Genomic DNA, 25,336 nt, shown 5'->3' on the forward strand with positions numbered 1-25,336 from the left:
GCTCCCACATTTGTTTTGTAGTGTTCGCTCTTCCCGAATTACCAGACAACTCTGGCATAACACTTGCTCTTGCCTTTCCGTAGATCTATGAATTCCCGAATAGTGACGGATTATTGGCATGGCGAAGAGCGACGACGCAGCAACTCCCCCCGCAGGCAAAGGCAAGCTCAAGCTTATCCTGTTGATCGTGCTGGGCCTGCTCCTGGCCATCGGCGCCTCAGTGGGCGGCACTTGGTACATCATGCACAGCAGCGCGAGCAAACCAGCACCCGCCGCCGAAACCGCCAGTAACGTCAAGCAACCGGCAATCTTCGAGCCGATGCTTCCGGCCTTTGTCGCCAACTTCAATCAGAACGGTCGTCAACGCTACCTGCAGGTGAGTATCACCTTGCTGGCGCGTAACCAGGCGGACCTGGATGCGCTCAAAGTGCACATGCCGGTGATTCGCAACAACCTGGTGATGCTGTTTTCCGGGCAGAGCTTCGACAGCTTGGCCACCCCGGTCGGCCAGGAAATGCTGCGCCAGAAGGTCACTGCCAGCGTGCAGGAAGTGGCCCAGAAAGAGCTCGGCAAAGTCGTGGTCGAGCAGGCGCTCTTCACTAACTTCGTATTGCAGTAGGATCACGACATGGCCGTGCAAGACCTGCTGTCCCAGGATGAAATCGACGCGCTGTTGCATGGCGTCGACGATGGTCTGGTACAGACCGAAATGGCTGCCGAGCCCGGCAGCGTCAAAAGTTATGACCTGACCAGCCAGGATCGCATCGTCCGTGGACGCATGCCGACGCTGGAGATGATCAACGAACGTTTTGCCCGCTACACCCGTATCAGCATGTTCAACATGCTGCGCCGCTCGGCGGACGTGGCGGTGGGTGGTGTGCAGGTGATGAAGTTCGGCGAGTACGTGCACGCGCTGTACGTGCCCACCAGCCTCAACCTGGTCAAGATCAAGCCGCTGCGCGGCACCGCGCTGTTCATCCTTGACGCCAAGTTGGTGTTCAAGCTGGTGGACAACTTTTTCGGTGGCGATGGCCGTCACGCCAAGATCGAAGGTCGTGAATTCACCCCCACCGAGTTGCGGGTGGTGCGCATGGTGCTGGAGCAGGCCTTCATCGACTTGAAGGAAGCCTGGCAGGCGATCATGGAAGTCAATTTTGAGTACATCAACTCGGAAGTGAACCCGGCCATGGCCAACATCGTTGGCCCCAGCGAAGCCATTGTGGTCTCCACCTTCCACATCGAGCTCGATGGCGGTGGCGGCGACCTGCACGTGACCATGCCGTACTCAATGATCGAGCCGGTGCGCGAGATGCTCGACGCCGGTTTCCAGTCCGACCTGGACGATCAGGACGAGCGCTGGGTCAAGGCCCTGCGCGAAGACCTGCTCGACGTCGACGTTCCCTTGAGCGCCACCGTGGCCCGTCGCCAGCTGCGTTTACGCGATATTTTGCACATGCAGCCGGGGGACGTGATTCCCGTGGAGTTACCCGAAGAACTGATCATGCGTGCCAGCGGCGTGCCGTCGTTCAAGGTCAAGCTGGGTTCCCACAAAGGCAACCTGGCGTTGCAAGTGATCGAACCGATCAACCGCCGCTGATCAACAATTATTTTTGCTTCGCCGAGGACATGTAATGGCTACCGAACACGAAAACACTTCCGCCGAAGACCAAGCCCTGGCTGACGAGTGGGCTGCGGCCCTGGAAGAAACCGGCGATGTCGGCCAGGACGATATCGACGCGCTGCTGGCTGCCGACGCCGCCACCGCGCCGGCCGGCAACCGCCTGCAGATGGAAGAGTTCGGCAGCGTGCCGAAGAATAACGACCCAGTGAGTCTCGACGGCCCGAACCTGGATGTGATCCTCGACATTCCGGTGTCGATTTCTATGGAAGTGGGCAGCACCGACATCAACATCCGCAACCTGTTGCAGCTCAACCAAGGCTCGGTGATCGAGCTGGATCGCCTGGCCGGTGAGCCGCTGGACGTGCTGGTCAACGGTACGCTGATCGCCCATGGCGAGGTGGTGGTGGTCAACGAGAAGTTCGGCATCCGCCTGACGGACGTGATCAGCCCGAGCGAACGCATCAAGAAGTTGCGCTGATATGAAGTATTCGATGGCGGGACTGTTTCTGGCGCTGCCATTGAGCGCCCTGGCGGCCGAGCCGATTGCGCAAGCGGCGGCTGCGGCGCCCGTAGTCAGCAGTGGCATCGGCGGGCAATTGACCCAACTGGTGCTGGGCCTGTTGCTGGTGGTCGGGTTGATTTTCGTGCTGGCCTGGTTGATGCGCCGCGTGCAGCGCATCGGCCCGGGCAATGGCCAGGTCATTGAGATGATCGGCTCGCGTGTCCTCGGCCCGCGTGATCGATTGGTACTGGTGCAAGTCGGTGAGGAACAGATTCTGCTCGGCATCACGCCGGGTCGTATCACCCCGCTGCACGTGCTCAAGTCGCCGGTTGAGGTGGCTAAGACCGAGGCCGCTACGCCAGAATTCGCCCAGCGCCTGATGGAGTTGCTGGGCAAGGATCAGAAGGATAAGAAGTAATGCGCGTTTTATTGACGCTCATGCTGTTGCTGGCAGCGCCTCTGGCGTTGGCGGCCGACCCGTTGTCGATCCCGGCGATCACGCTGGGCACCAACGCCGCCGGCGCCCAGGAATACTCGGTCAGCCTGCAGATCCTACTGATCATGACCGCGCTGAGTTTTATCCCGGCGTTTGTCATGCTGATGACCAGCTTTACGCGGATCATCATCGTGTTCTCGATTTTGCGTCAGGCCCTGGGCCTGCAGCAGACGCCGTCGAACCAGATCCTCACCGGTATGGCGCTGTTTTTGACGCTGTTCATCATGGCGCCGGTGTTCGACAAGGTGAACCAGCAAGCCCTGCAACCCTACCTGGCGGAAAAACTCACCGCCCAGGACGCGATCGACAAGGCCCAAGGCCCGATCAAGGACTTCATGCTGTCGCAAACCCGCTCCAGCGACCTCGAGCTGTTCATGCGTTTGTCCAAGCGCACCGACATCGCCACGCCGGATCAGGCGCCACTGACCATCCTGGTGCCGGCCTTTGTCACCTCCGAATTGAAGACTGCGTTCCAGATCGGCTTCATGATCTTTATCCCGTTCCTGATCATCGACCTGGTGGTGGCGAGCGTGCTGATGGCCATGGGTATGATGATGCTGTCGCCGCTGATTATTTCGTTGCCATTTAAGATCATGCTGTTTGTGCTGGTGGACGGCTGGGCGCTGATTATCGGCACGCTGGCCAGCAGTTTCGGCGGAGTGTAGCGGCATGACCCCAGAAGTAGCGGTCGACCTGTTTCGTGAAGCGCTGTGGCTGACCACCATGATGGTCGCTGTGCTGGTGGTGCCGAGCCTGTTGGTCGGCCTGCTGGTGGCGATGTTCCAGGCCGCGACCCAGATCAACGAACAAACCTTGAGCTTCCTCCCGCGCTTGCTGGTGATGTTGATCACCTTGATCGTCGCCGGCCCGTGGCTGGTGCAAACTTTCATGGAATACATCCTGCAGCTGTACGGCAGTATTCCGCAGTTGATCGGCTGACCGCATGCAATCCGTGCTGGCCTTGACCGACACCCAGATCAGCACCTGGGTGGCGTCTTTCATCCTGCCGATGTTTCGCGTCACGGCGGTGCTGATGACCATGCCGGTGTTCGGCACCACCTTGGTTCCGCGGCGTATTCGCCTGTATTTCGCCTTCGCGATCACCGTGGTGATCGTGCCCGGTTTGCCGCCGATGCCGCCGGTGAATGCCCTGGACCTCAGCGCGCTGTTGCTGATTGCCGAACAAATCCTGATCGGCGCGATGCTGGGGTTCTCGCTGACGTTGTTCTTCCAGGCGTTTGTGATTGCCGGGCAAATCATCTCGGTGCAGATGGGCATGGGCTTTGCGTCCATGGTCGACCCCACCAACGGCGTGTCGGTGGCGGTGATCGGGCAGTTCCTGACCATGCTGGTGACCTTGCTGTTCCTGGCCATGAACGGCCACCTGGTGGTGTTTGAGGTCATGACCGAAAGCTTCACCACCTTGCCGGTGGGTTCGGGGCTGGTGGTCAACCACTTTTGGGAACTGGTGGGGCGCCTCAGTTGGGTGTTGGGCGCCTCGTTGTTGCTGGTGTTGCCGGCGATCACCGCGCTGCTGGTGGTTAACATCGCTTTCGGCGTAATGACCCGCGCGGCGCCGCAACTCAACATTTTCTCGATTGGTTTCCCGTTGACCCTGGTGTTGGGCATGGGGATTTTCTGGGTCGGCATGGCCGACATTCTCAATCAGTATCAACCGCTGGCGACCGAAGCCTTGCAGTTCTTACGTGATTTGGCACGGGCGCGTTGAGCCATGGCCGAGAGCGAGAGTGGTCAGGACAAAACAGAAGACCCCACGGAGAAACGTAAAAAGGACTCCAGGGAAAAGGGCGAGATTGCGCGCTCCAAAGAACTCAATACCCTCGCCGTCATGCTCGCCGGTTCCGGTGGTCTGTTGATTTACGGCGGTGGTTTGGCGCTGGACATGATGGAGTTGATGAAACTCAACTTCTCACTGCCCCGCGAAGTGCTGCTCAGCCCCGGCGCCATGGGCCAGTACCTGCTGCACTCGGGCAAAATTGCGATTCTGGCGGTGCAGCCAGTGCTCATCACCTTGTTGCTGGCGGCGTTGATCGGGCCGGTGTCGCTCGGCGGCTGGCTGTTTGCTGCCGGCAGCATGGCGCCCAAGTTCAGCCGGATGAACCCTGGGGCTGGGCTCAAGCGCATGTTTTCCACCAAGGCGCTGGTGGAATTGCTCAAGGCGCTGGCGAAATTCATCCTGATTCTGTTTGTGGCGCTGACGGTGTTGTCGTCGGATATCGACGATTTGCTGCGCATCGCCCATGAACCGCTGGAGTCGGCGATTATTCACAGCGTGCAGGTGGTGGGCTGGAGTGCGCTGTGGATGGCCTGCGGGCTGATCATCATCGCTGCTGTGGATGCGCCGATCCAGCTGTGGGAAAGCCACAAGAAGCTGCTGATGACCAAGCAGGAAGTGCGCGACGAGCACAAGGACCAGGAAGGTCGCCCTGAGGTCAAGCAACGCATTCGCCAACTGCAGCGGGAAATGTCCCAACGCAAGATGATGGCTGCCGTGCCCGATGCCGACGTGGTCATCACCAACCCGACCCACTACGCCGTGGCCCTCAAGTACGACCCGGAGAAGGGCGGCGCGCCGATGTTGCTGGCCAAGGGCAGCGACTTTACCGCCTTGAAAATCCGCGAAATCGCCGTGGCCAACGACATCCTCTTGCTGGAGTCGCCGGAGCTGGCGCGCTCGATCTTCTACTCCACCGACCTCGACCAGGAAATCCCCGCCGGGTTGTACTTGGCGGTGGCGCAGGTGTTGGCGTACGTCTATCAGATCCGCCAATACCGAGCTGGCAAGGGCAAGCGGCCTGATCCGCTCAAGGATCTGCCGATTCCACCCGACTTGCGTCGCGATTCGTGAGTTGTCCTCCGGCTCCCGCCCTTGAGCGCATTCCCCTGTGGGGGCCAGCCTTGCCCGCGATGGCGGCGTAACAGCCAATTCCTGCCACCTGCCTGAAGTCCAGCCTTACCTGTCAACTTTGACAGTACCCATTGCACCGCCTTCACTGTTTGATAGGGCGGCTAGGCGCGCCTTTATGCGCGGCTCGGGAGAGCGGTCATGGACAGGGGTACGGTCAGGTGGTTCGACGCAGTCAAGGGCATTGGTTTTATCGCCCGGGACCGCGATGGCAAGGCGGTGCCCGTCGAGTCGGCGGGCAATAAATGCAGCGCAGTCGATGAGTGGCCGGCGCCGCCCAAGGCGCGAAAATCCCGGCAGCGAAAAAAATCATCCGAAGCCTGATCCGGCAACGCTCAAAACCCCGAGGGCACTTCCTGTGGCGAGCGGGCCTGTTGTGGCTCGCCACAGGAAGCCTCTACCACCCGCCGCTAATGCCCGTCTACCTGTCAACTTTGACAGTAGCCAGCGACGCCTACCTGCGGTTCCATTACCGCACACACTGCGCACACGTAGTTGCGAGATGCAGGGGAGCGGTGATGGAGGCAGTGACGGGCACGATCACATCGTATAGCCAAAAAACCGGGGAAGGTTGGATTGCACTCGATAGCGGTGAAGAACCGGTGCGTGTGGACCTCAGGAGTTCGGGTGAGCGCTTGCTGGAAAACGGCCAGCGGGTGCAATTCTCGAGGATTCATCGGCCCACGGGCATCTTTGCGTCCTACATCAAGACTATTTATTGACGTCCGTGCGGGGTTTCCAGCGTGATGTCAGGAGAACGGTAATGGCAACAGGCAAAGTTAAGTGGTTTAACGCAGAAAAAGGGTTTGGTTTTATTACGCCTGAAGATGGGAGCCCGGATGTTTTCGTCCATTATTCGGCAATCACAACGGCTGGGTTCAAAACGTTGGAAGAGCACCAAAAGGTAGAGTTCGACACGGCACAGGGGCCAAAAGGGCCGCAGGCTGAGAATGTGAGGGCTCTATGATGACCGTTCCCATGCTCCCGCGTGGGAACGGTCAGTCCGTTGATCCTGCCTAGATTGTGCCCGGTCCAGGTTCGGCTGACGGCGCCCTGTCATCCAGTGTTCGCTCAGCCCACAACCGCCCCACCTCAATCAACTGCGCAATGCCCGGCGCGCCTTCTCGCTGCGCGCCTTCCAGGTCAAAGGCGAAGTTGCAGGTCAGGCGTGGGCGCAAGCCAGGGTTTCGGTGAGGTTGACCAGCAGGTCTTAGGTGCCCGCCCGCTGCGGTTGCAGCGGTGGACGGAGACTGGCGAGCGCCGTACCTCGGTGGCAGCAGATGTACACCCCTCCAACTGTGGAAGCTGGCTTGCCTGCGATGACTGAATCACAGCTAGCCCATCAGGTGACTGGCACACCGCAATCGCAGGCAAGCCGGCTCCCACAGTTGAATCGATTTACACCCAGTAGGCCCGGTCGCTTGTGAGGTCATCTGAGCCTCAAAGCAAAAGTTGGAAGGCTTCTTGCAATACCGCTTCCAGGACGCTCCCCAGCGTCAAAACTTTGCTTCAAGGAACACGAGGAATACCGGTGGTAGATCGCTCTCAAATGCTCAACACGGCCCGTGGCACCCTGACTGACTTGTCGCGGGGCAACCTGGGTGTGCCGTTGTTGTTGCTGGTGATGCTGGCAATGATGATGTTGCCCATGCCACCGTTTCTGCTCGACGTGTTCTTCACCTTCAACATTGCCCTGTCCGTCGTGGTACTGCTGGTCTGCGTCTACGCCCTGCGGCCGCTGGATTTCGCGGTGTTCCCCACCATCCTGTTGATTGCGACCCTGCTGCGCCTGGCGCTGAACGTGGCGTCCACGCGGGTGGTGATGCTCCACGGCCAGGACGGCCACGCCGCTGCCGGTAAAGTGATCCAGGCCTTCGGTGAGGTGGTGATCGGCGGTAACTACGTGGTCGGTATCGTGGTGTTTGCGATCCTGATGATCATCAACTTCGTGGTGGTGACCAAGGGCGCCGGGCGGATTTCCGAGGTGAGCGCGCGGTTTACCCTCGACGCCATGCCGGGCAAACAGATGGCAATCGACGCCGACCTCAACGCCGGCCTGATTGACCAGAACCAAGCCAAATCACGTCGCCTGGAAGTGGCCCAGGAAGCCGAGTTCTACGGCTCCATGGACGGCGCGAGCAAATTCGTGCGCGGTGACGCCATCGCGGGCCTGTTGATTCTGTTCATCAACTTGATCGGCGGGATAGCCGTCGGCATCTTCCAGCACGGCATGACCTTCGGCGATGCGGGCAAGGTCTACGCCTTGCTGACCATCGGTGACGGTTTAGTGGCGCAATTGCCATCACTGTTGTTATCCACAGCGGCGGCCATCATGGTCACCCGTGCTTCGGGCTCCGAAGACATGGGCAAGCAGATCAGCCGCCAGATGTTCGCCTCGCCCAAGGCGCTGGCCGTGGCGGCAGGCATTATGGCGATCATGGGCATCGTGCCGGGCATGCCGCATGTGTCGTTCCTCAGCATGGCGGCCATGGCCGCGGGAGGGGCCTACCTGTTCTGGCGCAAGCAGAACTTGGTCAAGGTCAATGCTCAACAGGAAATCGCCCGTCAACAGGAACTGCTGCCATCGCCGGCCCGCGCTCAGGAAACCAAGGAATTGGGCTGGGATGACGTGACCCCGATTGACATGATCGGCCTGGAAGTCGGCTACCGCCTGATTCCGCTGGTGGACCGCAACCAGGGCGGGCAATTGCTCGCGCGGATCAAGGGCGTGCGTAAGAAGCTGTCCCAAGACTTGGGCTTCCTGATGCCCACCGTGCATATCCGCGACAACCTCGACTTGGCGCCCAGCGCCTACCGTCTGACGCTGATGGGTGTGATCCTCGCCGAAGCCGAGATTTTCCCCGACCGCGAACTGGCGATCAACCCTGGCCAGGTCTTCGGCTCGCTCAACGGCATTACCGCCAAAGATCCGGCTTTTGGCCTTGAAGCGGTGTGGATCGAAGTCAGCCAGCGCAGCCAGGCACAATCGCTGGGTTACACCGTGGTAGACGCCAGTACCGTGGTTGCCACGCACCTCAACCAGATTCTCTACAAACACTCCCACGAGCTGATCGGTCACGAGGAAGTCCAGCAATTGATGGGGTTGCTGGCCAAAGCCTCGCCAAAGTTGGCCGAAGAGCTGGTGCCGGGCGTGTTGTCGCTGTCGCAACTGCTCAAGGTGTTGCAGGCGTTACTCGCCGAACAGGTGCCGGTACGCGACATTCGCAGCATTGCCGAGGCCATCGCCAACAATGCCGCCAAGAGTCAAGATACTGCCGCGCTGGTGGCGGCGGTGCGCGTCGGATTGTCCCGCGCAATCGTGCAAAGCATTGTAGGGGTTGAGTCCGAGCTGCCTGTGATCACCTTGGAACCCAGGTTGGAACAAATATTGCTCAACAGTATTCAGAAGGCCGGACAAGGCCAGGAAGAAGGCGTTCTGCTGGAGCCAAGCATGGCGGAAAAACTGCAGCGCTCGTTGATCGAAGCTGCACAGCGCCAGGAAATGGCGGGCCACCCGGTGATTCTGCTGGTAGCAGGCCCGGTCCGCGCGATGTTGTCGCGGTTTGGACGCCTGGCAGTGCCGAATTTGCACGTTTTGGCTTATCAGGAAATTCCTGACAACAAGCAAGTGACTATCGTCGCGACAGTAGGGCCCAATGGCTGAGGTAGTGGGTTATGCAAGTTAAGCGTTTTTTCGCCGCCGATATGCGTCAGGCCATGAAACTGGTACGTGATGAGCTGGGCGCCGATGCCGCGATTATCGGTAACCGTCGTATTGCCGGCGGTGTCGAGCTGACGGCTGCGCTGGATTACACGCCCTCGGCGCTGGCGCCGCGCGTGCCGAACATGGAGCTCGAAGACGAGCTGCGTAAGACTGCCTCGCGCATTGTTTCGGCCCAGGCTGAGCTGAGCATGCGTGGCGACAGCGATGCCTCCACCAATCGCCAGTTGTTCGCCGGCCTGCCACTGACCGCCGCCGAGCCGCTGGTTGAACCAACATTCAAAGAACCGCCGCGTCCTGCAGCGCCTGCCCCGGCTGGCGCAGTTGACCAGCGCGCGTTTGATTCGATGCGCTTTGAACTCAATGGCCTGCGTGAGCTGCTCGAAGTGCAGTTGGGCTCGTTGGCGTGGAACCAGTTGCAAGGCAGCAAGCCGCAACAGGCTAACCTGTGGCGTCGCTTGCAACGCATCGGCCTGTCCGGCCCGTTGTCCCGTGACTTGCTGACGCTCACCGCCGAAGTCGAAGAACCTCGTTAAGCCTGGCGCATGTTGCTGGCGCACTTGGCACGCATGATCGCCACTCCGCAAATCGAACCCCTGGAAGAGGGGGGTGTGATTGCCATGGTCGGCCCTGCCGGCATGGGCAAGACCACCACCCTGGCCAAGCTGGCGGCGCGTTATGTGCTCAAGTACGGCGCGCAAAACATCGCGCTGGTGAGCATGGACAGCTACCGCATCGGCGCCCAGGAGCAGCTCAAGACCCTGGGGCGCATCCTCAATGTGTCGGTGACCCACGTCGACCCGGGCCAGTCTCTGGCCAACGCCCTCGACCCGCTGCTGCGCAAGCGCGTGGTGTTGATCGACACCGCCGGCCTGCAAGCCAGCGACCCGGCGCTGCGCATGCAGCTCGAAAGCCTGGCCGGGCGTGGCATCAAGTCGAAAAATTACCTGGTGCTTGCAACCACCAGCCAGAAACAGGTTCTTACCGCTGCCTACCACAGCTACAAGCGCTGCGGCTTGGCCGGTTGCATCCTCACCAAACTCGATGAAACCGCGAGCCTGGGCGAAGTGCTGAGCCTGGCCATCAGTCATGAATTACCGGTTGCTTACCTGACCGACGGGCCGCGGATTCCGGATGATTTGCATCTGCCGCGCCGTCATCAGTTGGTCAGCCGTGCTGTCAGCGTGCAAATGCAAGAAGAGCCTAGCGAGGAAGCGATGGCCGATATGTTCGCCGACCTTTACCACCACCCGGCAAAGCGGGTGGGGTGAGGCAGGATGAACGCCGTGAAATGTACCTACATCGATGGTCTGCAAGCGATTCACGCGGCCAAGCCATGTAGCCTGCGTCTAAGCAAGACAAGGTAAAGAAATAAAATGGGCAGCATGCATCCCGTACAGGTGATCGCGGTGACCGGCGGCAAAGGTGGCGTCGGGAAAACTAACGTGTCAGTGAATTTGTCCCTGGCCCTGGCAGAGCTTGGCCGTCGTGTCATGCTGCTGGATGCTGACCTGGGCCTGGCGAACGTCGACGTTCTGCTGGGGCTGACACCCAAACATACCCTTGCTGATGTGATTGAAGGCCGCTGCGAGCTGCGCGATGTGCTGCTGCAGGGCCCCGGTGGCATTCGTATCGTGCCGGCCGCCTCGGGCACCCAGAGCATGGTGCACCTGAGCCCGGCGCAGCATGCCGGCCTGATCCAGGCGTTCAGTGATATCGGCGACAACCTCGACGTGCTGGTGATCGACACCGCCGCCGGGATCGGCGAGTCGGTGGTCAGCTTCGTCCGCGCAGCGCAGGAAGTATTGCTGGTGGTTTGCGATGAGCCCACTTCGATCACCGATGCCTACGCCCTGATCAAACTGCTTAACCGTGACTACGGCATGAATCGCTTTCGCGTGTTGGCCAACATGGCCCAAAGCCCGCAAGAGGGGCGAAACCTGTTCGCCAAGTTGACCAAGGTCACGGATCGCTTCCTCGATGTTGCCCTACAATACGTGGGCGCAGTTCCCTATGACGAGTGTGTGCGCAAGGCTGTGCAAAAGCAGCGTGCAGTCTACGAAGCGTTCCCTCGTTCCAAATGCGCATTGGCGTTCAAGGCTATTGCCCAGAAGGTCGATACTTGGCCGTTGCCCGCCAACCCTAGGGGGCATCTGGAGTTTTTCGTCGAGCGATTGGTGCATCAGACGAGCGCAGGACCGGTGCTATGACAGCCAGCGGCTACAACCTTTACAAAAAGTCGGCACGTGACAGCCAAGGCGAGTTGATCGAGCGCTATGCGCCCTTGGTCAAGCGCATTGCCTACCATTTGTTGGCACGCCTGCCCGCCAGTGTGCAGGTCGAAGACCTGATTCAGGCCGGTATGATCGGTTTGCTTGAAGTCTCGACCAAATACGACGCGAGCAAAGGTGCGAGTTTTGAGACGTACGCGGGTATCCGTATCCGTGGCGCGATGCTCGATGAGGTGCGTAAAGGGGATTGGGCGCCGCGTTCGGTACACCGCAATACGCGCATGGTCAGTGACGCAATTCGCGCAATTGAAGCAAAAACCGGTCGTGACGCTAAAGATCATGAAGTTGCGGCCGAACTCCAATTGAGTCTCGACGATTATTACGGGATTTTGAACGATACCTTGGGCAGCCGCCTGTTCAGTTTCGACGACCTGTTGCAGGACGGCGAACACGAAGGGCTGCACGAGGACGGCGCGAGCGCTCATCTCGAGCCGTCGCGCGATCTGGAAGACGAACGTTTCCAGAGTGCGTTGGCGGAAGCGATTGCCAATTTGCCGGAGCGTGAGCGGCTGGTGTTGTCGCTGTACTACGACGAAGAGCTGAACCTCAAGGAAATCGGTGAGGTCCTGGGGGTCAGCGAATCGCGTGTCAGCCAGTTGCACAGCCAGTGCGCAGCCCGCTTGCGGGGGCGATTGGGAGAGTGGCGCGCGCGCTGACAGGCAGTGTGGGGACACTGCAGACGCTACCGCGAACGCTTCAGGTTTTCGCGGGTTCGTACCGTGGTGCCCCGGGCAGTCCTTTTTGTGTAACGCCTGTTGATTGAAATGGCGCGTCCAGGTGCTGGGCGCGTTTAAGACTGCTTGGAGGTCGAATTGGACAAGAACATGAAAATCCTCATCGTTGATGACTTCTCAACGATGCGGCGGATCATAAAAAACCTGTTGCGTGACCTTGGGTTCACAAACACGGTCGAGGCGGATGACGGCATTACGGCGATTCCGATCCTCAACAGCGGGAGCATCGACTTTCTGGTAACCGACTGGAACATGCCTGGCATGACCGGTATCGACTTGCTGCGTCACGTGCGCGCCGATGAAAAACTGCGCAGCTTGCCTGTGCTGATGGTGACCGCCGAAGCCAAGCGTGAACAGATCATCGAAGCCGCCCAAGCCGGGGTAAACGGTTACGTGGTCAAGCCATTCACTGCACTGGCCTTGAAAGAGAAGATCGAAAAAATCTTCGAACGCATCGGTCATTGATGCTGCCACGGGGGAGCTATGGAGCATAAAGAATCATCGCAGGCCGATTTTGAGTCGACCCTGAAAAAGCATGCTCACCAGTTGGTCGAAAGCCTTGAAAAAGGCCAGTTCGGCGACGCGGTGCAGTTAATCCATGAGCTTAACCAGACCCGTGACCGCGGCCTGTATCAGGAAGTGGGCAAGCTCACACGCGAGCTGCACAGTGCGATCGTCAATTTCCAGATTGACCCGCATATGCCCCAGGCCGAAGAAATTTCGCAGATCACCGATGCCACCGAACGCCTGTCCTACGTGGTCAGGCTGACTGAGGCGGCGGCCAACCGCACCATGGACCTGGTGGAAAACGCCACGCCCTTGGTCAATGGCATGGCCACCGAAGCACAAGCCCTGAGCGTTGACTGGGGCCGCTTCATGCGTCGCGAAGTGGGGGCTGAAGAGTTTCGTGAGTTGGCGCGTCGGGTCGACGGCTTTTTGTCGCGCAGCGAACAGGAAAATCGCACGGTTGCCAGCAACCTCAATGACATTCTGCTCGCCCAGGATTACCAGGACCTCACTGGTCAGGTGATCAAGCGCGTGACCCAACTGGTCACTGAAGTGGAAAGCAACCTGCTCAAACTGGTGCTCATGGCCGGCCAAGTTGATCGTTTTGCAGGCATCGAACATGACCGTGAGGCGATCCTCTCGGAAAAAGATCCACAAAAACATCTCGCCAAGGGTGAAGGTCCGCAGATTCATGCCGATAAACGTGAAGACGTTATGTCAGGTCAGGATGACGTAGATGACCTGTTATCCAGTTTAGGCTTCTAAGGAGCACCCACATGAGCTTCGGCGCCGATGAAGAAATCCTTCAGGATTTCCTTGTAGAGGCCGGCGAAATTTTAGAGCAACTGTCCGAACAACTGGTCGAGCTGGAAAGCCGACCGGATGATGCGAACCTGCTCAATGCAATTTTTCGCGGTTTTCACACTGTAAAAGGGGGCGCCGGCTTCCTCCAGCTCCATGAGCTGGTGGAGTGCTGTCACATCGCCGAGAACGTGTTCGACATCCTGCGTAAGGGTGAGCGCCACGTCGACTCGGAACTGATGGACGTGATTCTCGAAGCACTGGATGCGGTCAACGGCATGTTCAGTGAAGTGCGCGAACGTGCACCGATCACTGCCGCCACTCCGGAACTGCTGGCTGCCTTGGCGCGCCTGGCGGAACCTGCGGACACCGCGGCTGCGCCGGTGGTGGAAGCGGCTCCGGTGGCCGAACCGGAAGCGGACGTGACCGACAGCGAGTTCGAACAGCTGCTCAACTCACTCAGCGCGGTCAAGGCCGAGGCTGAAGCGCCGCCAGCGGCAGTTGCGCCTGCGACGCCGACCAGCGAAGACATTACCGACGATGAGTTCGAGTCCTTGCTCGACCAGTTGCACGGCAAAGGCCAGTTCGCTGCTGACGCGGTGGCACCTGCTGCCGCCGAGCCGCAAGCGCCTGCGGCGTCTACCAGCACCGACATTACCGACGACGAATTCGAGGCATTACTCGACCAACTGCACGGCAAAGGCACGTTTGCAGCTGATGCCTTGCCGGAAGTTGCAGCGCCCGCCGTCGCGCCAGCCGCCAGTGCAGCGCCTGCCAGTGCGGCACCGGCCGGTGACGGGCTGATCTCCGATCACGAATTCGAAGCCCTGCTCGACGAATTGCACGGCAAAGGCAAGTTCACCGAAGTGGCCCCGGCCGCTGCGGCGACCGCCACGCCTGTCGCGGCGAAACCCGCGCCGGTCGAAGCCGCTGCACCTGTTGCCGCCAAACCCGCTCCTGCTCCCGCTCCCGCAGCCGCCCCGGCGCCCGCGCGTGCTGCAGCGGCGCCGGCGGCCGAGAAGCCTGCCAGTGAAGCCGAAACCACCGTGCGGGTTGATACCGCACGCCTGGACGACATCATGAACATGGTCGGCGAACTGGTACTGGTGCGTAACCGCCTGGTGCGCCTGGGCCTGAGCAGTGGTGATGAAGCCATGCAAAAGGCCGTGTCGAACCTCGACGTGGTCACCGCAGACTTGCAGACCGCCGTGATGAAAACGCGGATGCAGCCGATCAAGAAAGTCTTCGGCCGCTTCCCGCGCCTGGTCCGCGACCTGGCGCGCCAGCTCAAGAAAGAGATCAACCTGGAACTGGTGGGTGAAGAAACCGACCTCGACAAAAACCTTGTCGAGGCCTTGGCCGACCCGCTGGTCCACTTGGTGCGCAACGCCGTCGACCATGGCGTCGAAACCCCGGAAGAACGCGAAGCCTCGGGCAAGTCCCGCAACGGCAAGGTGATTCTGGCGGCCGAGCAAGAAGGCGACCATATCCTGCTGTCGATCACCGATGACGGCAAAGGCATGGACCCGGCGATTCTGCGCAATATCGCGGTCAAGCGTGGCGTGATGGACAAGGACGCCGCCGACCGCCTGACCGACACCGAGTGCTACAACCTGATCTTCGCCCCGGGCTTCTCGACCAAAACCGAGATCTCCGACGTGTCCGGCCGTGGTGTGGGCATGGACGTGGTGAAAACCAAGATCAGCCAGCTCAACGGCTCGATCAATATTTACTCGACCAAGGGCCAGGGCTCCAAGATCGTGATCAAGGTGCCGTTGACCTTGGCGATCATGCCGACCCTGATGGTGATGCTGGGCAACCAGGCGTTCGCTTTCCCGCTGGTCAACGTCAACGAGATCTTCCACCTCGATTTGTCGCGCACCAACGTGGTGGACGGCCAGGAAGTGGTGATCGTGCGCGACAAGGCGTTGCCCCTGTTCTACCTCAAGCGCTGGCTAGTGGCATCGGCCAAGCATGAAGAGCAGCACGAAGGCCACGTGGTGATTCTCTCCGTGGGCACTCAGCGGATCGGCTTTGTCGTCGATCAGTTGGTGGGCCAGGAAGAGGTGGTTATCAAGCCTTTGGGCAAAATGCTGCAGGGAACCCCGGGCATGTCGGGTGCGACCATCACCGGTGACGGTCGGATCGCGCTGATTCTCGATGTTCCGAGCATGCTCAAGCGTTACGCCGCACGGCGTATTTGATTCTGGCGGGGCAGGGCGGTATTGCCCGCCCCGCCTAACGGAGTGTTTATGGCAGTCAAGGTCCTGGTGGTGGACGATTCGGGTTTCTTCCGCCGCCGCGTCTCGGAAATTCTTTCCGCCGATCCAACGATTCAGGTGGTCGGCACGGCCACTAACGGCAAAGAGGCGATTGATCAGGCCATTGCGTTGAAGCCGGACGTAATCACCATGGACTACGAGATGCCGATGATGGATGGCATCACGGCAGTTCGGCACATCATGCAGCGCTGCCCGACGCCGGTATTGATGTTCTCATCGCTCACTCACGAAGGCGCCCGGGTTACCCTGGATGCGTTGGACGCGGGTGCGGTGGACTTCCTGCCGAAGAATTTCGAAGACATCTCGCGCAACCCCGAGAAGGTCAAGCAGATGCTGTGCGAGAAGGTGCACAGCATTTCGCGCAGTAACCGTCGCAGCTTGTTCAGTGCGCCGGCGCCTGCACCGGTTGCAGCACCGGCTGCGCCGAGTTCCTCGTTTGCACGCCCGGCACCTGCACCCGTGGCACGCCCTGTGGCGTCGCCGGTTCGTGCGTCTGCGTCGAGCGCGCATTCGCCGGCACCCAAGCGCAAAGCCTACAAGCTGGTCGCGATTGGCACGTCCACCGGTGGCCCGGTGGCCTTGCAACGGGTGTTGACCCAATTGCCGGCCAACTTCCCGGCGCCGATTGTGCTGATCCAGCACATGCCGGCAGCCTTTACCAAGGCCTTTGCCGAGCGCCTGGACAAGCTGTGCCGCATTACCGTCAAGGAGGCCGAGGATGGCGATATCCTTCGCCCAGGCCTGGCGCTGCTGGCCCCGGGCGGCAAGCAGATGATGGTCGATGGCCGTGGTGCGATCAAAATCCTGCCGGGTGACGAGCGTCTCAACTACAAGCCGTGCGTGGACATCACCTTCGGTTCGGCAGCCAAGTCCTACGGCGACAAAGTTCTGGCGGTGGTGCTCACCGGCATGGGCGCCGACGGCCGTGAAGGCGCGCGCCTGCTCAAGCAGGGCGGCAGCGCAATCTGGGCCCAGGACGAAGCCAGCTGTGTGATCTATGGCATGCCCATGGCCATCGTCAAGGCTGACTTGGCCGACGCCGTCTACAGTCTGGACGACATCGGTAAACATCTGGTGGAGGCCTGCCTCTGATGGATGTCTTGAGCCTGATTGGCATCACCATGGCGTTTGTCGCGATTATCGGCGGCAACTACCTTGAAGGCGGCCACCTCGGCGCCTTGGCCAACGGCCCGGCTGCGCTGATCGTGATTGGCGGCACTGTGGGCGCTGCGTTGCTGCAGTCGCCCATGAGTTCGTTCAAGCGCGCGATGCAGACCCTGATTTGGATTATTTTCCCGCCACGCGTTGACCTGCCCAGTGGCATTGACCGGGTGGTCAATTGGAGCCTCACTGCTCGCAAGGAAGGCCTGCTGGGCCTGGAAGGCGTGGCCGACGCCGAGCCCGACAGCTACGCGCGCAAAGGCCTGCAGTTGCTGGTGGACGGCGCCGAGCCGGAAGCGATTCGCAGCATCCTGGAGGTGGACTTTCTCACCCAGGAAAGCCGCGACATCAATGCGGCCAAAGTCTTTGAAAGCATGGGCGGCTACGCCCCGACTATCGGCATCATCGGTGCGGTGATGGGCTTGATCCACGTGATGGGTAACCTGGCCGACCCGTCGCAGTTGGGCAGTGGCATTGCTGTGGCGTTTGTCGCCACCATCTACGGCGTAGCGAGTGCCAACCTGGTGTTGTTGCCGGTGGCCAGCAAGCTCAAGTCGATCGCCATGCGCCAATCGCGTTACCGCGAGATGCTGCTGGAAGGCATCTTGTCGATTGCCGAGGGTGAGAACCCGCGCTCCATCGAATTGAAGCTGCAGGGCTTCATGGACTGATGGGAGGAATTGAGTGTGAGCCGTCGCCGTCGCGAGCCTGAAGAACACGTCAACCATGAACGCTGGCTAGTGTCCTATGCCGACTTCATTACCTTGTTGTTCGCGTTTTTCGTGGTGATGTACTCCATCTCATCGATCAACGAAGGCAAGTACAAGGTGATTTCCCAGGCGCTGATCGGCGTGTTTAACGATGCTGACCGCTCCATCAAGCCGATTCCTATCGGCGAAGAACGGCCTAAGACCGTGACCCCGGCCAAGCCGCTGGTCAACGACAGCGATGAAACCGCTGCCGGCGTGGGGGGCACCAGCGACCCGCTGAAAAGCATCGCCGACGATATCAGCGCCGCGTTTGGCGACCTGATTAGCTCAAACCAGATGACCGTGCGCGGCAATGAACTGTGGGTGGAGATCGAGCTTAATTCCAGCCTGCTGTTCGCCAGCGCCGACGCGATGCCGAGCGATCAGGCGTTCACCATCATCGACAAAGTGGCGGCGATCCTCAAACCGTTTGAAAACCCGATCCACGTTGAAGGCTTTACCGATAATTTCCCGATTGCGACCGCGCAGTACCCGACCAACTGGGAGCTGTCCTCAGCGCGTGCCGCGAGCATCGTGCGCATGCTCGCGATGCAGGGTGTGAACCCTAGCCGGTTGGCGTCGGTGGGCTATGGTGAGTTCCAGCCGGTGGCCAATAACGCCACCGCCGAGGGCCGTGCGCGTAACCGTCGTGTGGTGCTGGTGGTGTCACGTAACCTGGATGTACGCCGCAGCCTGACCGGTACTGGCACCGCTAATGCAACACCGGATGCGGCCTTGAAGCGGGCTGGCACACAAACTGCCCCGCCAACCGTTAAGCCGTCGGTTCGTCAGAGCGCCGTCAATTCTCCGTCACCGGCAAAATAACTTTATGCACTGTCTCGGTCGCGCGTTAGCCCACCGGGAGGAATCAACCGAATGAGAGTCTGGGCAGTTGCCAATCAAAAAGGTGGAGTCGGCAAGACCACCACCTCCATCGCCTTAGCCGGTTTGCTGGCCGAGGCGGGCAAGCGTGTGGTCGTGGTCGACCTCGACCCGCATGGCTCGATGACCAGCTATTTCGGCTACGACCCGGATGCGCTGGAGCACAGCTGTTACGACTTGTTCCTGCACAAGGGCAGCGTGCCTGCCGACTTGCCTGGGCAACTGCTGCTACCGACCAGTAACGACAGCATTTCCTTGCTGCCGTCGAGCACCGCCTTGGCCACCCTTGAGCGTCAGTCGCCGGGGCAGAGCGGCCTGGGCCTGGTCATCGCCAAGACCCTGGCGCAGCTGTGGCAAGCGTTCGACTACGCCATCATCGACAGCCCGCCGTTGCTCGGCGTGCTGATGGTCAACGCCTTGGCGGCCAGCCAGCAACTGGTGATCCCGGTGCAGACCGAGCACCTGGCGGTCAAAGGCCTGGAGCGTATGGTCAGCACCCTGGCGATGATCAACCGTTCGCGCAAACAGGCGCTGCCCTTCAGCATCGTGCCCACCCTGTTTGACCGTCGTACCCAGGCGTCTCTCGGGACTTTACGGGTGTTGCGTGACGCTTACCCGCAGACTATCTGGAATGGTTACATTCCGGTGGACACGCGCCTGCGTGACGCCAGCCGTGCCGGGCTCACGCCTTCGCAGTTCGACGGTAAAAGCCGTGGCGTGCTGGCTTACCGCGCGTTGCTCAAGCATCTGCTGTCGCAGCAGCTTGTGGCGCAGGTGGCGTGATGAACCGTCCCGTTAAACTCAAGACCCGACCGCAACTGGCACTCGAATCCTACCTGGATGCGTTGCTGCAGGACGCGACCGAGGAGGAGCTGCCGGAACCGATTCTGGTACTTGAACCTCTCGTCGTAGAGCCCGAAAGCACGCTGGACGAATTCCAACAGGCGGTGCTTGAAGAACAAGCCCGTGATGCGCACGTCGTGCCGGTTGCGGTGCCGGTTGTTGAGGCGCCGGTGGTGGTCGAACCGGTGGTGCAAGTCCATCGGCCACCGAGCATCACGCCGCCGCCGGTCACTGGTGATGGTCGGCCGTCATGGGCGGCCGAGCCGTTCGAATGCCTGTTGTTCGACGTCGCCGGGTTGACCCTGGCGGTGCCGCTGGTGTGCCTGGGTTCGATCTATTCGCTGCAAGGCCAGGAGCTGACGCCACTGTTCGGGCAACCGGAGTGGTTCCTCGGCATCCTGCCAAGCCAGGCTGGCAACCTCAAGGTGCTGGACACCGCGCGCTGGGTGATGCCCGACCGCTACCGCGATGATTTTCGCCAAGGCTTGCAATACGTGATCTCGGTGCAGGGCTACGAGTGGGGGCTGGCGGTGCATCAAGTCAGCCGCTCGTTGCGCCTGGACCCGAACGAAATCAAATGGCGCAGCCACCGGGGCCAACGGCCGTGGTTGGCGGGCACCGTGATTGAACATATGTGCGCGTTGCTGGATGTCGCCGAGCTGGCCGAGTTGATCGCCAGCGGCGCCGTCAAGACGATGGCGCCGAACAAACACAGTTGATTGAACAATAAGGCCCGCATGCGAGTGCGGTCAGCGAAGTACACACGCCGAGTAAAACGGCATTTGAAGGGGTCAGAGAGATGAACAAGTCAGCGTCCGCACAAGGTTTAGATGATCCGATCCTGCAATGGGTTACCTTCAAACTGGACAACGAGTCGTATGGCATCAACGTGATGCGCGTGCAGGAAGTGCTGCGTTACACCGAGATCGCACCGGTCCCAGGTGCGCCAAGCTATGTGCTGGGCATCATCAACCTGCGCGGTAACGTCGTGACCGTGATCGACACCCGCCAGCGTTTTGGTCTGGTGCCGACCGAAGTCAACGACAACACCCGTATCGTCATCATCGAAGCCGACAAGCAAGTGGTCGGGATCATGGTCGACAGCGTGGCTGAAGTGGTTTACCTGCGCCAATCGGAAGTGGAAACCGCGCCGAACGTTGGCAACGAAGAGTCGGCCAAGTTCATTCAGGGCGTGTGCAACAAGAACGGCGAACTGCTGATTCTGGTTGAGCTGGACAAGATGATGAGCGAAGAAGAATGGTCGGAACTGGAGAGCATCTGATTGTTCTTTGAGGCGGCGGTGATTGTCCTGGCCCTGTTGTGGGCCGGGACGGTGGCATTCCTGCTGCGCTACATGCGCCAGCAACGGGGATTGGCCCAGCAACAGGCCGAGCGCGACGCCGTGCGTGACCGGCGCATCCTCGACCTGGTCAAGCGCGTGGATCACTTCCAGCAGAGTGCGGTGAAGGTCGGGGACGAGGTGCATGAACTGCGCGCGATCCTCGGGCCGTTACCGGACAAGCTGGCGCAGATCGAACAGCGCGACCCTTCGAGCCTGTCGTTTGCCCAGGCGGCGAAGCTGGTGGGCATGGGCGCGACCGTGGATGAGCTGACGCAGTCGTGCGGCTTGACCCAGGCTGAGGCGCAGTTGATGAGTAAGTTGCACAAGAGCTGACCTGCGTCGCAGTTCCCGCCGTTGACCGAGACGTTGCGGGTCGTGTCACAAGTGGCCTGCATCGTCAGGGCACTTTTTCGTCTTTGTGATGACCAATCCTGAATCTGTAGGACGTTTCACTCACAAGGATGAAGAATGTCTTTCCACGTTTTCGTTGGAATAAATCCGTCTGGTTTGCGGCCTCTATGCGTCGCTGCCTGCGTCCTCATCAGCGCTTTCGCGCTCAGCGGCTGTACCCCTTTTCAACCGCCGCCGCCAGATTTCTCGAAATGGTACAAAACCGGTGTATCCCTTGACGGTGTAAAAAGCGCCATGCGTGCCTGTGGGTATACCAACCTGGACGGTGCGGGAGACGCATCGCCTGTCGATATCAGGCTGACGCGCTTCTACTGCATGAAGGACGCAGGCTTCAAACGCAACGATAACCTCGACCTGTGCAAGACCGGACGCATCAGTGAATCACCGGTGTGCGAAGGCCGCCGTTAACGCTTAATCAAAAGGAAACAGGGATGAACACTACACGCAATGCATGCTATGGCGCCGCTTTGATGCTGGCGGTGGCAGGGCTGGGCGGTTGCGCTTCGTCGATGACCGAGACCGGCGAGCCCGGGGTGAAGATGGGGGACAGCTACGCACAGGTGCTCGCGGTGGTGAGCCGCAACAATACGGTGACCAAGCAGGTCGATGGCCAGGGCTTTCGCGCGCAAGGCTATTCGGCGATGTTCAAGGATTGCCGCATCAAGTACTTCATCTTTCAGGGGGCCGATGGCTTGCAGCGGGTGAAGTACGATCCGGCGCCGCTGTTGTCGGTAAACCAGAATTGCCGACAGCCGTAACGGGCCCTTTCTTCCTCTGTGAGTTGAACGCTGATGAGTATTTTGCGTGTTATGCCCGTGACGCTTCTGGTGCTGCTGACGGGCTGCGGCCAAGTGGCGAACATCCGTTCCCTCTCCACCGCTTACGCCCCGCCGCAGTCGGGCGAGACCGCCCGCGTACGGCTGATCACCGATGGCCTGGTACGCGCAGTGCCGGGGCGTGATTGCCTGGACTGGAAGGTGCCGGGCGCCGGGGTGATGGCGTCGACCAAGGCCGGCTTCGCCGATCGTAACGGCGAAAGCCTAGGCATGCCCGGGCCGATTTACACCTGGGACGGTGCGGTGACCACGGAACTGGTGGTGCCGGCGAACAAGCCGATCGCGTTGCATTACCTGGGGCAATTACAGTATTCCCGGCAATGCTTCAGCAGCATGACCTTCGTGCCTCGACCCGGGGCGGATTACATGGTGCAGGCGACTATCTATGCCGGTTGTTCAATCCAGCTGCAGGCGCTGTCTGCGGACGGCAAGCAATGGGACGCGGTAGAACCTGAGCCCAAGGGCAAGCTGTCGATGTGCAACGCGATGGATAACTTCTAGCGGAACAACTAATTTGCAACCGCAATGGCTTTTTTCCCTCCGGCAAATGTCCACATCCTTCAAGCACCTTTGAACCCAGGAGATTTCCCCTATGACCACCCACAAGGCACTGTTGATCCTGCACGGCAAGCAAGCCCTCAACGAGGACGTGCGCACCGCTGTGCAGGCCCGGCGTGACCAAGGCTGGGAGCTGGCGGTGCGGGTGACGTGGGAGGGTGGTGATGCCCAGCGCCTGGTCAGCGAAGCCCTCGACGCCGGGTACACGCACCTCATCGCCGGCGGCGGCGACGGCACCTTGCGCGATGTGGCCGAGGCCATGGCCCTGGCCAGCACCGACGCCAGCCTGGTGCTGATGCCTTTGGGCACCGCCAATGATTTCGCCAAGGCCGCCGGGGTGCCGCTGGAGCCCGTCCAGGCCATGGCGCTGCTGGACGTGCCGCCAAGGTCGATCGACCTGGGTAAGGTCGGCAAGCAAATATTCCTCAACATGGCCACCGGTGGCTTCGGCAGCCAGGTCACTGCCAACACCTCCGAAGACCTGAAAAAGGTCCTTGGCGGCGCCGCTTACCTGTTCACCGGCTTGACGCGTTTCAGTGAATTGAAGGCTGCTTACGGTGAGCTGGAAGGCCCGGATTTTCATTGGAAAGGTGACTTGCTGGCGCTGGGTATCGGCAACGGTCGCCAGGCCGGCGGTGGGCATGTGCTGTGCCCTGGCGCGTTGGCCGATGACGGCTTGCTGGATATCAGCATCCTGCCGGCGCCTCAGGAAGTGGTCGGCACGCTGCTGACCTTGATGAGCGACGGCTGGGGCCTGGACAACATGTTTGTGCGAGCGCGCCTGCCCTGGGTTGAGATCAAGGTGGCCGAAGGGCTGTACATCAACCTGGATGGCGAGCCGCTGAAGGGCGATGATTTGCGTTTTTCCGCTCTGCCAAAAGCTCTGCGCGTGCACCTGCCGTTGAATTCGCCCCTAGTCGTCCAGGCTGATGATCTGCTCGCGAACGGCGAATAACACCAGGCCCGCCACGTCGAAGATCTGCAGGCGCTTCATGATCTGCGACCGATGCGCTTCCACGGTCTTGATGCTCAGGCCCAGGCCGTGGGCGATTTCCCGGGTGGATTTGCCGCGCACAATCAATCGCAGAATTTCCAGCTGGCGCGCCGTGAGGTTATGGCTGTGGGCGGCGGGTGAGGCCGGGCCCTGGCTGCGGATCAACGCTTGGTTGATCACCGTGTGCGCAATCGCCGGGCTCAGGTAACGCTCGTTGTTGCGCAAGGCCATTAGCGCGTGTTCCAGCTCGTTGGCGGTGGTGTCCTTGAGCAGGTAGCCATGGGCGCCGGATTCTAGCGCACGCATGATCAGCTCGGGGTCGGTGTGCATCGACAGGATCAGCACCTTGCTCTTGGGGTAGGCGGCCTTAAGTTGCTGCAGCGCGTCCAGGCCGCCCATGTGCTTCATCGACAGGTCCAGCAGCACGATGTCCGGCTGCAGGCTGCTGAATTTCTCCAGCAGCTGCGCACCATCGCTGGCTTCACCAATCACGGTGTAGCCGGGAGTGTCTTGGATCAGCGCGCGTACGCCGGCCCGAATCAGTGTGTGGTCATCCACTAAGAGTAAATTGCAGGTCACTCGAGAACCTTAGGGGAACTGGCCCGTTCGAGGGCGCGGGGCGCCCAGGGGAAAAGCGCGTCGATCCTTGTCCCTTTGCCTGGCTGGCTGTTGACGGACAAGGTGCCCCCCAACTGATCGATCCGCTCGGACATACCGGCCATGCCCCGTTGGCCTTCCAGGGCGGGGTTGATGGCAGGCGAGAAGCCCAGGCCGTCATCGCAGATCATCAGCGACAGGCCTTCGGGCAGGCGTTGCAGGCGTACCAGCAAGTTCTGCGCCTGGGCATGGCGAAGCATGTTGGTTACCGCTTCCTGGGTGATGCGAAAGGCCGCCACGGCCATTTCCTCCGGGAGACCGGTCAGCCGTTGCTGGCATTCCAGGCTCCAGTGGAGTGGGGTGTTTTCCAGGGTTTTGAGCAGGTGCGCGCGCAGGCTGGCTTCTAAACCGAGGCTGGCCAGCTGCCTTGGGTTGAGAATGGCGGACACGTCGCGCACTTTGGCCAGGGTTTCATTCAGGGTGTTGCACAGCACTGTGCATTGGCTTTGCAGGTCTTGCGGCAGGCGGCGCTTGAGCCATTCGCTCTGCAGTTTGGCCGCGGTGAGCAACTGGCCGATGTCGTCATGCAACTCGCGGCTGAGGCGATGGCGTTCGTTTTCCTGGACTTGCAGCAAGCGATCGGCCAATTCCTGCGGCTGGAATTTTATCGATTTGCGCGAGCGCCACTGTTGCAAACCCACCACCAGCAAGGTGGCGAGATTGAGCAGCAGTACCGACAACGGCAACGGCGCGGAACGGGTGTAGGCCCACAGGCTGACCAGCAATGAGCAAAGGCACAGGGCGAGAACGATGCGACGGGCATTGCTGCGGGACACGGATCTTGCGATGAGTGACTTTAGGCTGGCGTACATAGCGGATGGAGCCAATGAAGGTTCGCTGCGGAAAGACCGGTCATGGCGGCTGACAGGGCTCTGTTTGGAATGCGGTACCAAAACATTTTATACAGGTTGAAGTTGAGTCACTTCGAGCGAGGCATAGTACCACCACTATTACCGTTGGTCGCCTGGCGCCTCGCCTCACAGGCTATTAACCACGCACAAACGCCCCGGGACCTCATCCCA

Annotated in this window: 30 protein-coding genes and 1 pseudogene; 28 read left to right on the forward strand and 3 right to left on the reverse strand. The window is 60.4% G+C overall.

All coding sequences use genetic code 11. The features are described 5' to 3' along the window. The first annotated feature begins 118 nt into the window (after positions 1-118). From fliL to E0F99_RS11590, 10 genes are all read left to right on the forward strand, one after another. Positions 119-619, forward strand: a complete 501-nt coding sequence (fliL, locus tag E0F99_RS11540; RefSeq protein WP_083357498.1) for a flagellar basal body-associated protein FliL — start codon at positions 119-121, stop codon at positions 617-619. Between the two features lie 9 nt (positions 620-628). Beyond that, positions 629-1,597 (forward strand): flagellar motor switch protein FliM, encoded by a 969-nt coding sequence (fliM, locus tag E0F99_RS11545; protein WP_130908772.1) that lies wholly within the window; start codon positions 629-631, stop codon positions 1,595-1,597. A gap of 34 nt (positions 1,598-1,631) precedes the next feature. Beyond that, positions 1,632-2,099 carry a flagellar motor switch protein FliN gene (gene fliN / locus E0F99_RS11550; protein WP_083357500.1) on the forward strand — a complete coding sequence of 156 codons (468 nt, stop codon included), beginning with the start codon at positions 1,632-1,634 and terminating at the stop codon, positions 2,097-2,099. A gap of 1 nt (position 2,100) precedes the next feature. After that, positions 2,101-2,541 carry a flagellar biosynthetic protein FliO gene (gene fliO, locus E0F99_RS11555; RefSeq protein ID WP_083357501.1) on the forward strand — a complete coding sequence of 147 codons (441 nt, stop codon included), beginning with the start codon at positions 2,101-2,103 and terminating at the stop codon, positions 2,539-2,541. Then, positions 2,541-3,284: a flagellar type III secretion system pore protein FliP gene (fliP, locus tag E0F99_RS11560; RefSeq protein WP_017134948.1), complete on the forward strand. Its 744-nt coding sequence runs from the start codon at positions 2,541-2,543 to the stop codon at positions 3,282-3,284. Before fliO ends, fliP begins: the two co-directional genes overlap by 1 nt. A gap of 4 nt (positions 3,285-3,288) precedes the next feature. Next, a complete protein-coding gene (gene fliQ / locus E0F99_RS11565; protein ID WP_003214552.1) occupies positions 3,289-3,558 on the forward strand; it encodes a flagellar biosynthesis protein FliQ in 270 nt (89 codons plus the stop codon). Between the two features lie 4 nt (positions 3,559-3,562). Then, positions 3,563-4,348: a flagellar biosynthetic protein FliR gene (fliR, locus tag E0F99_RS11570; RefSeq protein ID WP_083357502.1), complete on the forward strand. Its 786-nt coding sequence runs from the start codon at positions 3,563-3,565 to the stop codon at positions 4,346-4,348. Between the two features lie 3 nt (positions 4,349-4,351). Further along, entirely contained in the window at positions 4,352-5,488 is a 1,137-nt protein-coding gene (flhB, locus tag E0F99_RS11575) for a flagellar biosynthesis protein FlhB (protein WP_083357503.1), read from the forward strand. A 198-nt stretch (positions 5,489-5,686) separates the two neighbouring features. After that, on the forward strand, positions 5,687-5,869 hold the full coding sequence (locus tag E0F99_RS11580; RefSeq protein ID WP_083357504.1) for a cold-shock protein: 183 nt from the start codon (positions 5,687-5,689) through the stop codon (positions 5,867-5,869). Positions 5,870-6,308: 439 nt separating this feature from the next. Further along, positions 6,309-6,512, forward strand: coding sequence for a cold-shock protein (locus tag E0F99_RS11590; RefSeq protein WP_083357505.1), 204 nt, complete (start codon positions 6,309-6,311; stop codon positions 6,510-6,512). A gap of 49 nt (positions 6,513-6,561) precedes the next feature. Here E0F99_RS11590 and E0F99_RS30950 read toward each other — a convergent pair whose 3' ends face one another. Next, positions 6,562-6,723 carry a DUF6124 family protein gene (locus E0F99_RS30950; RefSeq protein WP_407021259.1) on the reverse strand — a complete coding sequence of 54 codons (162 nt, stop codon included), beginning with the start codon at positions 6,721-6,723 and terminating at the stop codon, positions 6,562-6,564. Positions 6,724-7,094: 371 nt separating this feature from the next. On the opposite strand from E0F99_RS30950, the gene flhA reads away from it, so the two are divergent. From flhA to yegS, 18 genes and pseudogenes are all read left to right on the forward strand, one after another. Further along, positions 7,095-9,209 carry a flagellar biosynthesis protein FlhA gene (gene flhA, locus E0F99_RS11600; RefSeq protein WP_083357506.1) on the forward strand — a complete coding sequence of 705 codons (2,115 nt, stop codon included), beginning with the start codon at positions 7,095-7,097 and terminating at the stop codon, positions 9,207-9,209. 11 nt (positions 9,210-9,220) lie between these two features. Further along, positions 9,221-10,537 (forward strand): annotated as a pseudogene (flhF, locus tag E0F99_RS11605) (flagellar biosynthesis GTPase FlhF). A 105-nt stretch (positions 10,538-10,642) separates the two neighbouring features. After that, positions 10,643-11,476 (forward strand): flagellar synthesis regulator FleN, encoded by an 834-nt coding sequence (gene fleN, locus E0F99_RS11610; protein WP_003192912.1) that lies wholly within the window; start codon positions 10,643-10,645, stop codon positions 11,474-11,476. Further along, positions 11,473-12,213 carry an RNA polymerase sigma factor FliA gene (gene fliA / locus E0F99_RS11615; RefSeq protein WP_083357508.1) on the forward strand — a complete coding sequence of 247 codons (741 nt, stop codon included), beginning with the start codon at positions 11,473-11,475 and terminating at the stop codon, positions 12,211-12,213. The genes fleN and fliA overlap by 4 nt, the downstream gene beginning before the upstream one ends. A gap of 168 nt (positions 12,214-12,381) precedes the next feature. Continuing rightward, positions 12,382-12,756, forward strand: a complete 375-nt coding sequence (locus E0F99_RS11620; RefSeq protein ID WP_005790040.1) for a chemotaxis response regulator CheY — start codon at positions 12,382-12,384, stop codon at positions 12,754-12,756. Positions 12,757-12,774: 18 nt separating this feature from the next. Beyond that, complete coding sequence (locus E0F99_RS11625) at positions 12,775-13,563, forward strand: protein phosphatase CheZ (RefSeq protein ID WP_083357509.1); 789 nt, start codon at positions 12,775-12,777, stop codon at positions 13,561-13,563. Between the two features lie 11 nt (positions 13,564-13,574). Continuing rightward, positions 13,575-15,803, forward strand: coding sequence for a chemotaxis protein CheA (locus E0F99_RS11630; protein WP_083357510.1), 2,229 nt, complete (start codon positions 13,575-13,577; stop codon positions 15,801-15,803). A 48-nt stretch (positions 15,804-15,851) separates the two neighbouring features. Then, the gene (locus E0F99_RS11635) at positions 15,852-16,973 is read left to right on the forward strand and encodes a protein-glutamate methylesterase/protein-glutamine glutaminase (protein ID WP_083357511.1); all 1,122 of its coding nucleotides are present in this window, start codon (positions 15,852-15,854) and stop codon (positions 16,971-16,973) included. Beyond that, positions 16,973-17,713: a flagellar motor protein gene (locus tag E0F99_RS11640; RefSeq protein WP_083357512.1), complete on the forward strand. Its 741-nt coding sequence runs from the start codon at positions 16,973-16,975 to the stop codon at positions 17,711-17,713. Before E0F99_RS11635 ends, E0F99_RS11640 begins: the two co-directional genes overlap by 1 nt. Positions 17,714-17,728: 15 nt before the next feature. Continuing rightward, positions 17,729-18,616, forward strand: a complete 888-nt coding sequence (gene motD, locus E0F99_RS11645) for a flagellar motor protein MotD (protein WP_083357513.1) — start codon at positions 17,729-17,731, stop codon at positions 18,614-18,616. Between the two features lie 51 nt (positions 18,617-18,667). Continuing rightward, positions 18,668-19,456 carry a ParA family protein gene (locus tag E0F99_RS11650; protein ID WP_083357514.1) on the forward strand — a complete coding sequence of 263 codons (789 nt, stop codon included), beginning with the start codon at positions 18,668-18,670 and terminating at the stop codon, positions 19,454-19,456. Beyond that, on the forward strand, positions 19,456-20,235 hold the full coding sequence (locus E0F99_RS11655; protein ID WP_083357515.1) for a CheW domain-containing protein: 780 nt from the start codon (positions 19,456-19,458) through the stop codon (positions 20,233-20,235). The genes E0F99_RS11650 and E0F99_RS11655 overlap by 1 nt, the downstream gene beginning before the upstream one ends. Before the next feature lie 80 nt (positions 20,236-20,315). Continuing rightward, on the forward strand, positions 20,316-20,798 hold the full coding sequence (locus tag E0F99_RS11660) for a chemotaxis protein CheW (RefSeq protein WP_010564003.1): 483 nt from the start codon (positions 20,316-20,318) through the stop codon (positions 20,796-20,798). Beyond that, entirely contained in the window at positions 20,799-21,191 is a 393-nt protein-coding gene (locus tag E0F99_RS11665) for a DUF2802 domain-containing protein (protein ID WP_083357516.1), read from the forward strand. Positions 21,192-21,326: 135 nt separating this feature from the next. Then, positions 21,327-21,677, forward strand: coding sequence for a hypothetical protein (locus tag E0F99_RS11670; protein ID WP_083357517.1), 351 nt, complete (start codon positions 21,327-21,329; stop codon positions 21,675-21,677). Positions 21,678-21,700: 23 nt separating this feature from the next. Further along, on the forward strand, positions 21,701-22,027 hold the full coding sequence (locus tag E0F99_RS11675; protein WP_083357518.1) for a hypothetical protein: 327 nt from the start codon (positions 21,701-21,703) through the stop codon (positions 22,025-22,027). 33 nt (positions 22,028-22,060) lie between these two features. Further along, the gene (locus E0F99_RS11680; RefSeq protein WP_083357519.1) at positions 22,061-22,606 is read left to right on the forward strand and encodes a hypothetical protein; all 546 of its coding nucleotides are present in this window, start codon (positions 22,061-22,063) and stop codon (positions 22,604-22,606) included. A 91-nt stretch (positions 22,607-22,697) separates the two neighbouring features. Continuing rightward, a complete protein-coding gene (gene yegS, locus E0F99_RS11685) occupies positions 22,698-23,618 on the forward strand; it encodes a lipid kinase YegS (RefSeq protein ID WP_083357520.1) in 921 nt (306 codons plus the stop codon). Here the strand turns inward: yegS and E0F99_RS11690 are convergent. After that, positions 23,577-24,236, reverse strand: a complete 660-nt coding sequence (locus E0F99_RS11690) for a response regulator transcription factor (protein WP_083357521.1) — start codon at positions 24,234-24,236, stop codon at positions 23,577-23,579. The two genes, yegS and E0F99_RS11690, sit on opposite strands and share 42 nt — an antisense overlap. Next, positions 24,233-25,126 (reverse strand): sensor histidine kinase, encoded by an 894-nt coding sequence (locus tag E0F99_RS11695; RefSeq protein ID WP_083357522.1) that lies wholly within the window; start codon positions 25,124-25,126, stop codon positions 24,233-24,235. The genes E0F99_RS11690 and E0F99_RS11695 overlap by 4 nt, the downstream gene beginning before the upstream one ends. Between the last annotated feature and the right edge of the window lie 210 nt (positions 25,127-25,336).

Source organism: Pseudomonas antarctica (assembly GCF_900624995.1).
Lineage (GTDB): Bacteria > Pseudomonadota > Gammaproteobacteria > Pseudomonadales > Pseudomonadaceae > Aquipseudomonas > Aquipseudomonas antarctica.

What these genes read in the sequence shown, in the direction of transcription:
- fliL (WP_083357498.1), top strand. Translation starts at nt 119, where the DNA reads ATGGCGAAGAGCGACGACGCAGCAACTCCCCCCGCAGGCAAAGGCAAG.
- E0F99_RS11675 (WP_083357518.1), top strand. Translation starts at nt 21,701, where the DNA reads ATGAACACTACACGCAATGCATGCTATGGCGCCGCTTTGATGCTGGCG.
- E0F99_RS11670 (WP_083357517.1), top strand. Translation starts at nt 21,327, where the DNA reads ATGTCTTTCCACGTTTTCGTTGGAATAAATCCGTCTGGTTTGCGGCCT.
- E0F99_RS11625 (WP_083357509.1), top strand. Translation starts at nt 12,775, where the DNA reads ATGGAGCATAAAGAATCATCGCAGGCCGATTTTGAGTCGACCCTGAAA.
- fliA (WP_083357508.1), top strand. Translation starts at nt 11,473, where the DNA reads ATGACAGCCAGCGGCTACAACCTTTACAAAAAGTCGGCACGTGACAGC.
- E0F99_RS11650 (WP_083357514.1), top strand. Translation starts at nt 18,668, where the DNA reads ATGAGAGTCTGGGCAGTTGCCAATCAAAAAGGTGGAGTCGGCAAGACC.
- flhA (WP_083357506.1), top strand. Translation starts at nt 7,095, where the DNA reads ATGCTCAACACGGCCCGTGGCACCCTGACTGACTTGTCGCGGGGCAAC.
- fliP (WP_017134948.1), top strand. Translation starts at nt 2,541, where the DNA reads ATGCGCGTTTTATTGACGCTCATGCTGTTGCTGGCAGCGCCTCTGGCG.
- E0F99_RS11660 (WP_010564003.1), top strand. Translation starts at nt 20,316, where the DNA reads ATGAACAAGTCAGCGTCCGCACAAGGTTTAGATGATCCGATCCTGCAA.
- E0F99_RS11630 (WP_083357510.1), top strand. Translation starts at nt 13,575, where the DNA reads ATGAGCTTCGGCGCCGATGAAGAAATCCTTCAGGATTTCCTTGTAGAG.
- fliO (WP_083357501.1), top strand. Translation starts at nt 2,101, where the DNA reads ATGAAGTATTCGATGGCGGGACTGTTTCTGGCGCTGCCATTGAGCGCC.
- fliM (WP_130908772.1), top strand. Translation starts at nt 629, where the DNA reads ATGGCCGTGCAAGACCTGCTGTCCCAGGATGAAATCGACGCGCTGTTG.
- fliQ (WP_003214552.1), top strand. Translation starts at nt 3,289, where the DNA reads ATGACCCCAGAAGTAGCGGTCGACCTGTTTCGTGAAGCGCTGTGGCTG.
- E0F99_RS11695 (WP_083357522.1), bottom strand. Translation starts at nt 25,126, where the DNA reads ATGTACGCCAGCCTAAAGTCACTCATCGCAAGATCCGTGTCCCGCAGC.
- fliN (WP_083357500.1), top strand. Translation starts at nt 1,632, where the DNA reads ATGGCTACCGAACACGAAAACACTTCCGCCGAAGACCAAGCCCTGGCT.
- flhB (WP_083357503.1), top strand. Translation starts at nt 4,352, where the DNA reads ATGGCCGAGAGCGAGAGTGGTCAGGACAAAACAGAAGACCCCACGGAG.
- E0F99_RS11620 (WP_005790040.1), top strand. Translation starts at nt 12,382, where the DNA reads ATGAAAATCCTCATCGTTGATGACTTCTCAACGATGCGGCGGATCATA.
- E0F99_RS11655 (WP_083357515.1), top strand. Translation starts at nt 19,456, where the DNA reads ATGAACCGTCCCGTTAAACTCAAGACCCGACCGCAACTGGCACTCGAA.
- fliR (WP_083357502.1), top strand. Translation starts at nt 3,563, where the DNA reads ATGCAATCCGTGCTGGCCTTGACCGACACCCAGATCAGCACCTGGGTG.
- E0F99_RS11590 (WP_083357505.1), top strand. Translation starts at nt 6,309, where the DNA reads ATGGCAACAGGCAAAGTTAAGTGGTTTAACGCAGAAAAAGGGTTTGGT.
- E0F99_RS11580 (WP_083357504.1), top strand. Translation starts at nt 5,687, where the DNA reads ATGGACAGGGGTACGGTCAGGTGGTTCGACGCAGTCAAGGGCATTGGT.
- yegS (WP_083357520.1), top strand. Translation starts at nt 22,698, where the DNA reads ATGACCACCCACAAGGCACTGTTGATCCTGCACGGCAAGCAAGCCCTC.
- fleN (WP_003192912.1), top strand. Translation starts at nt 10,643, where the DNA reads ATGGGCAGCATGCATCCCGTACAGGTGATCGCGGTGACCGGCGGCAAA.
- E0F99_RS11635 (WP_083357511.1), top strand. Translation starts at nt 15,852, where the DNA reads ATGGCAGTCAAGGTCCTGGTGGTGGACGATTCGGGTTTCTTCCGCCGC.
- E0F99_RS11640 (WP_083357512.1), top strand. Translation starts at nt 16,973, where the DNA reads ATGGATGTCTTGAGCCTGATTGGCATCACCATGGCGTTTGTCGCGATT.
- E0F99_RS11680 (WP_083357519.1), top strand. Translation starts at nt 22,061, where the DNA reads ATGAGTATTTTGCGTGTTATGCCCGTGACGCTTCTGGTGCTGCTGACG.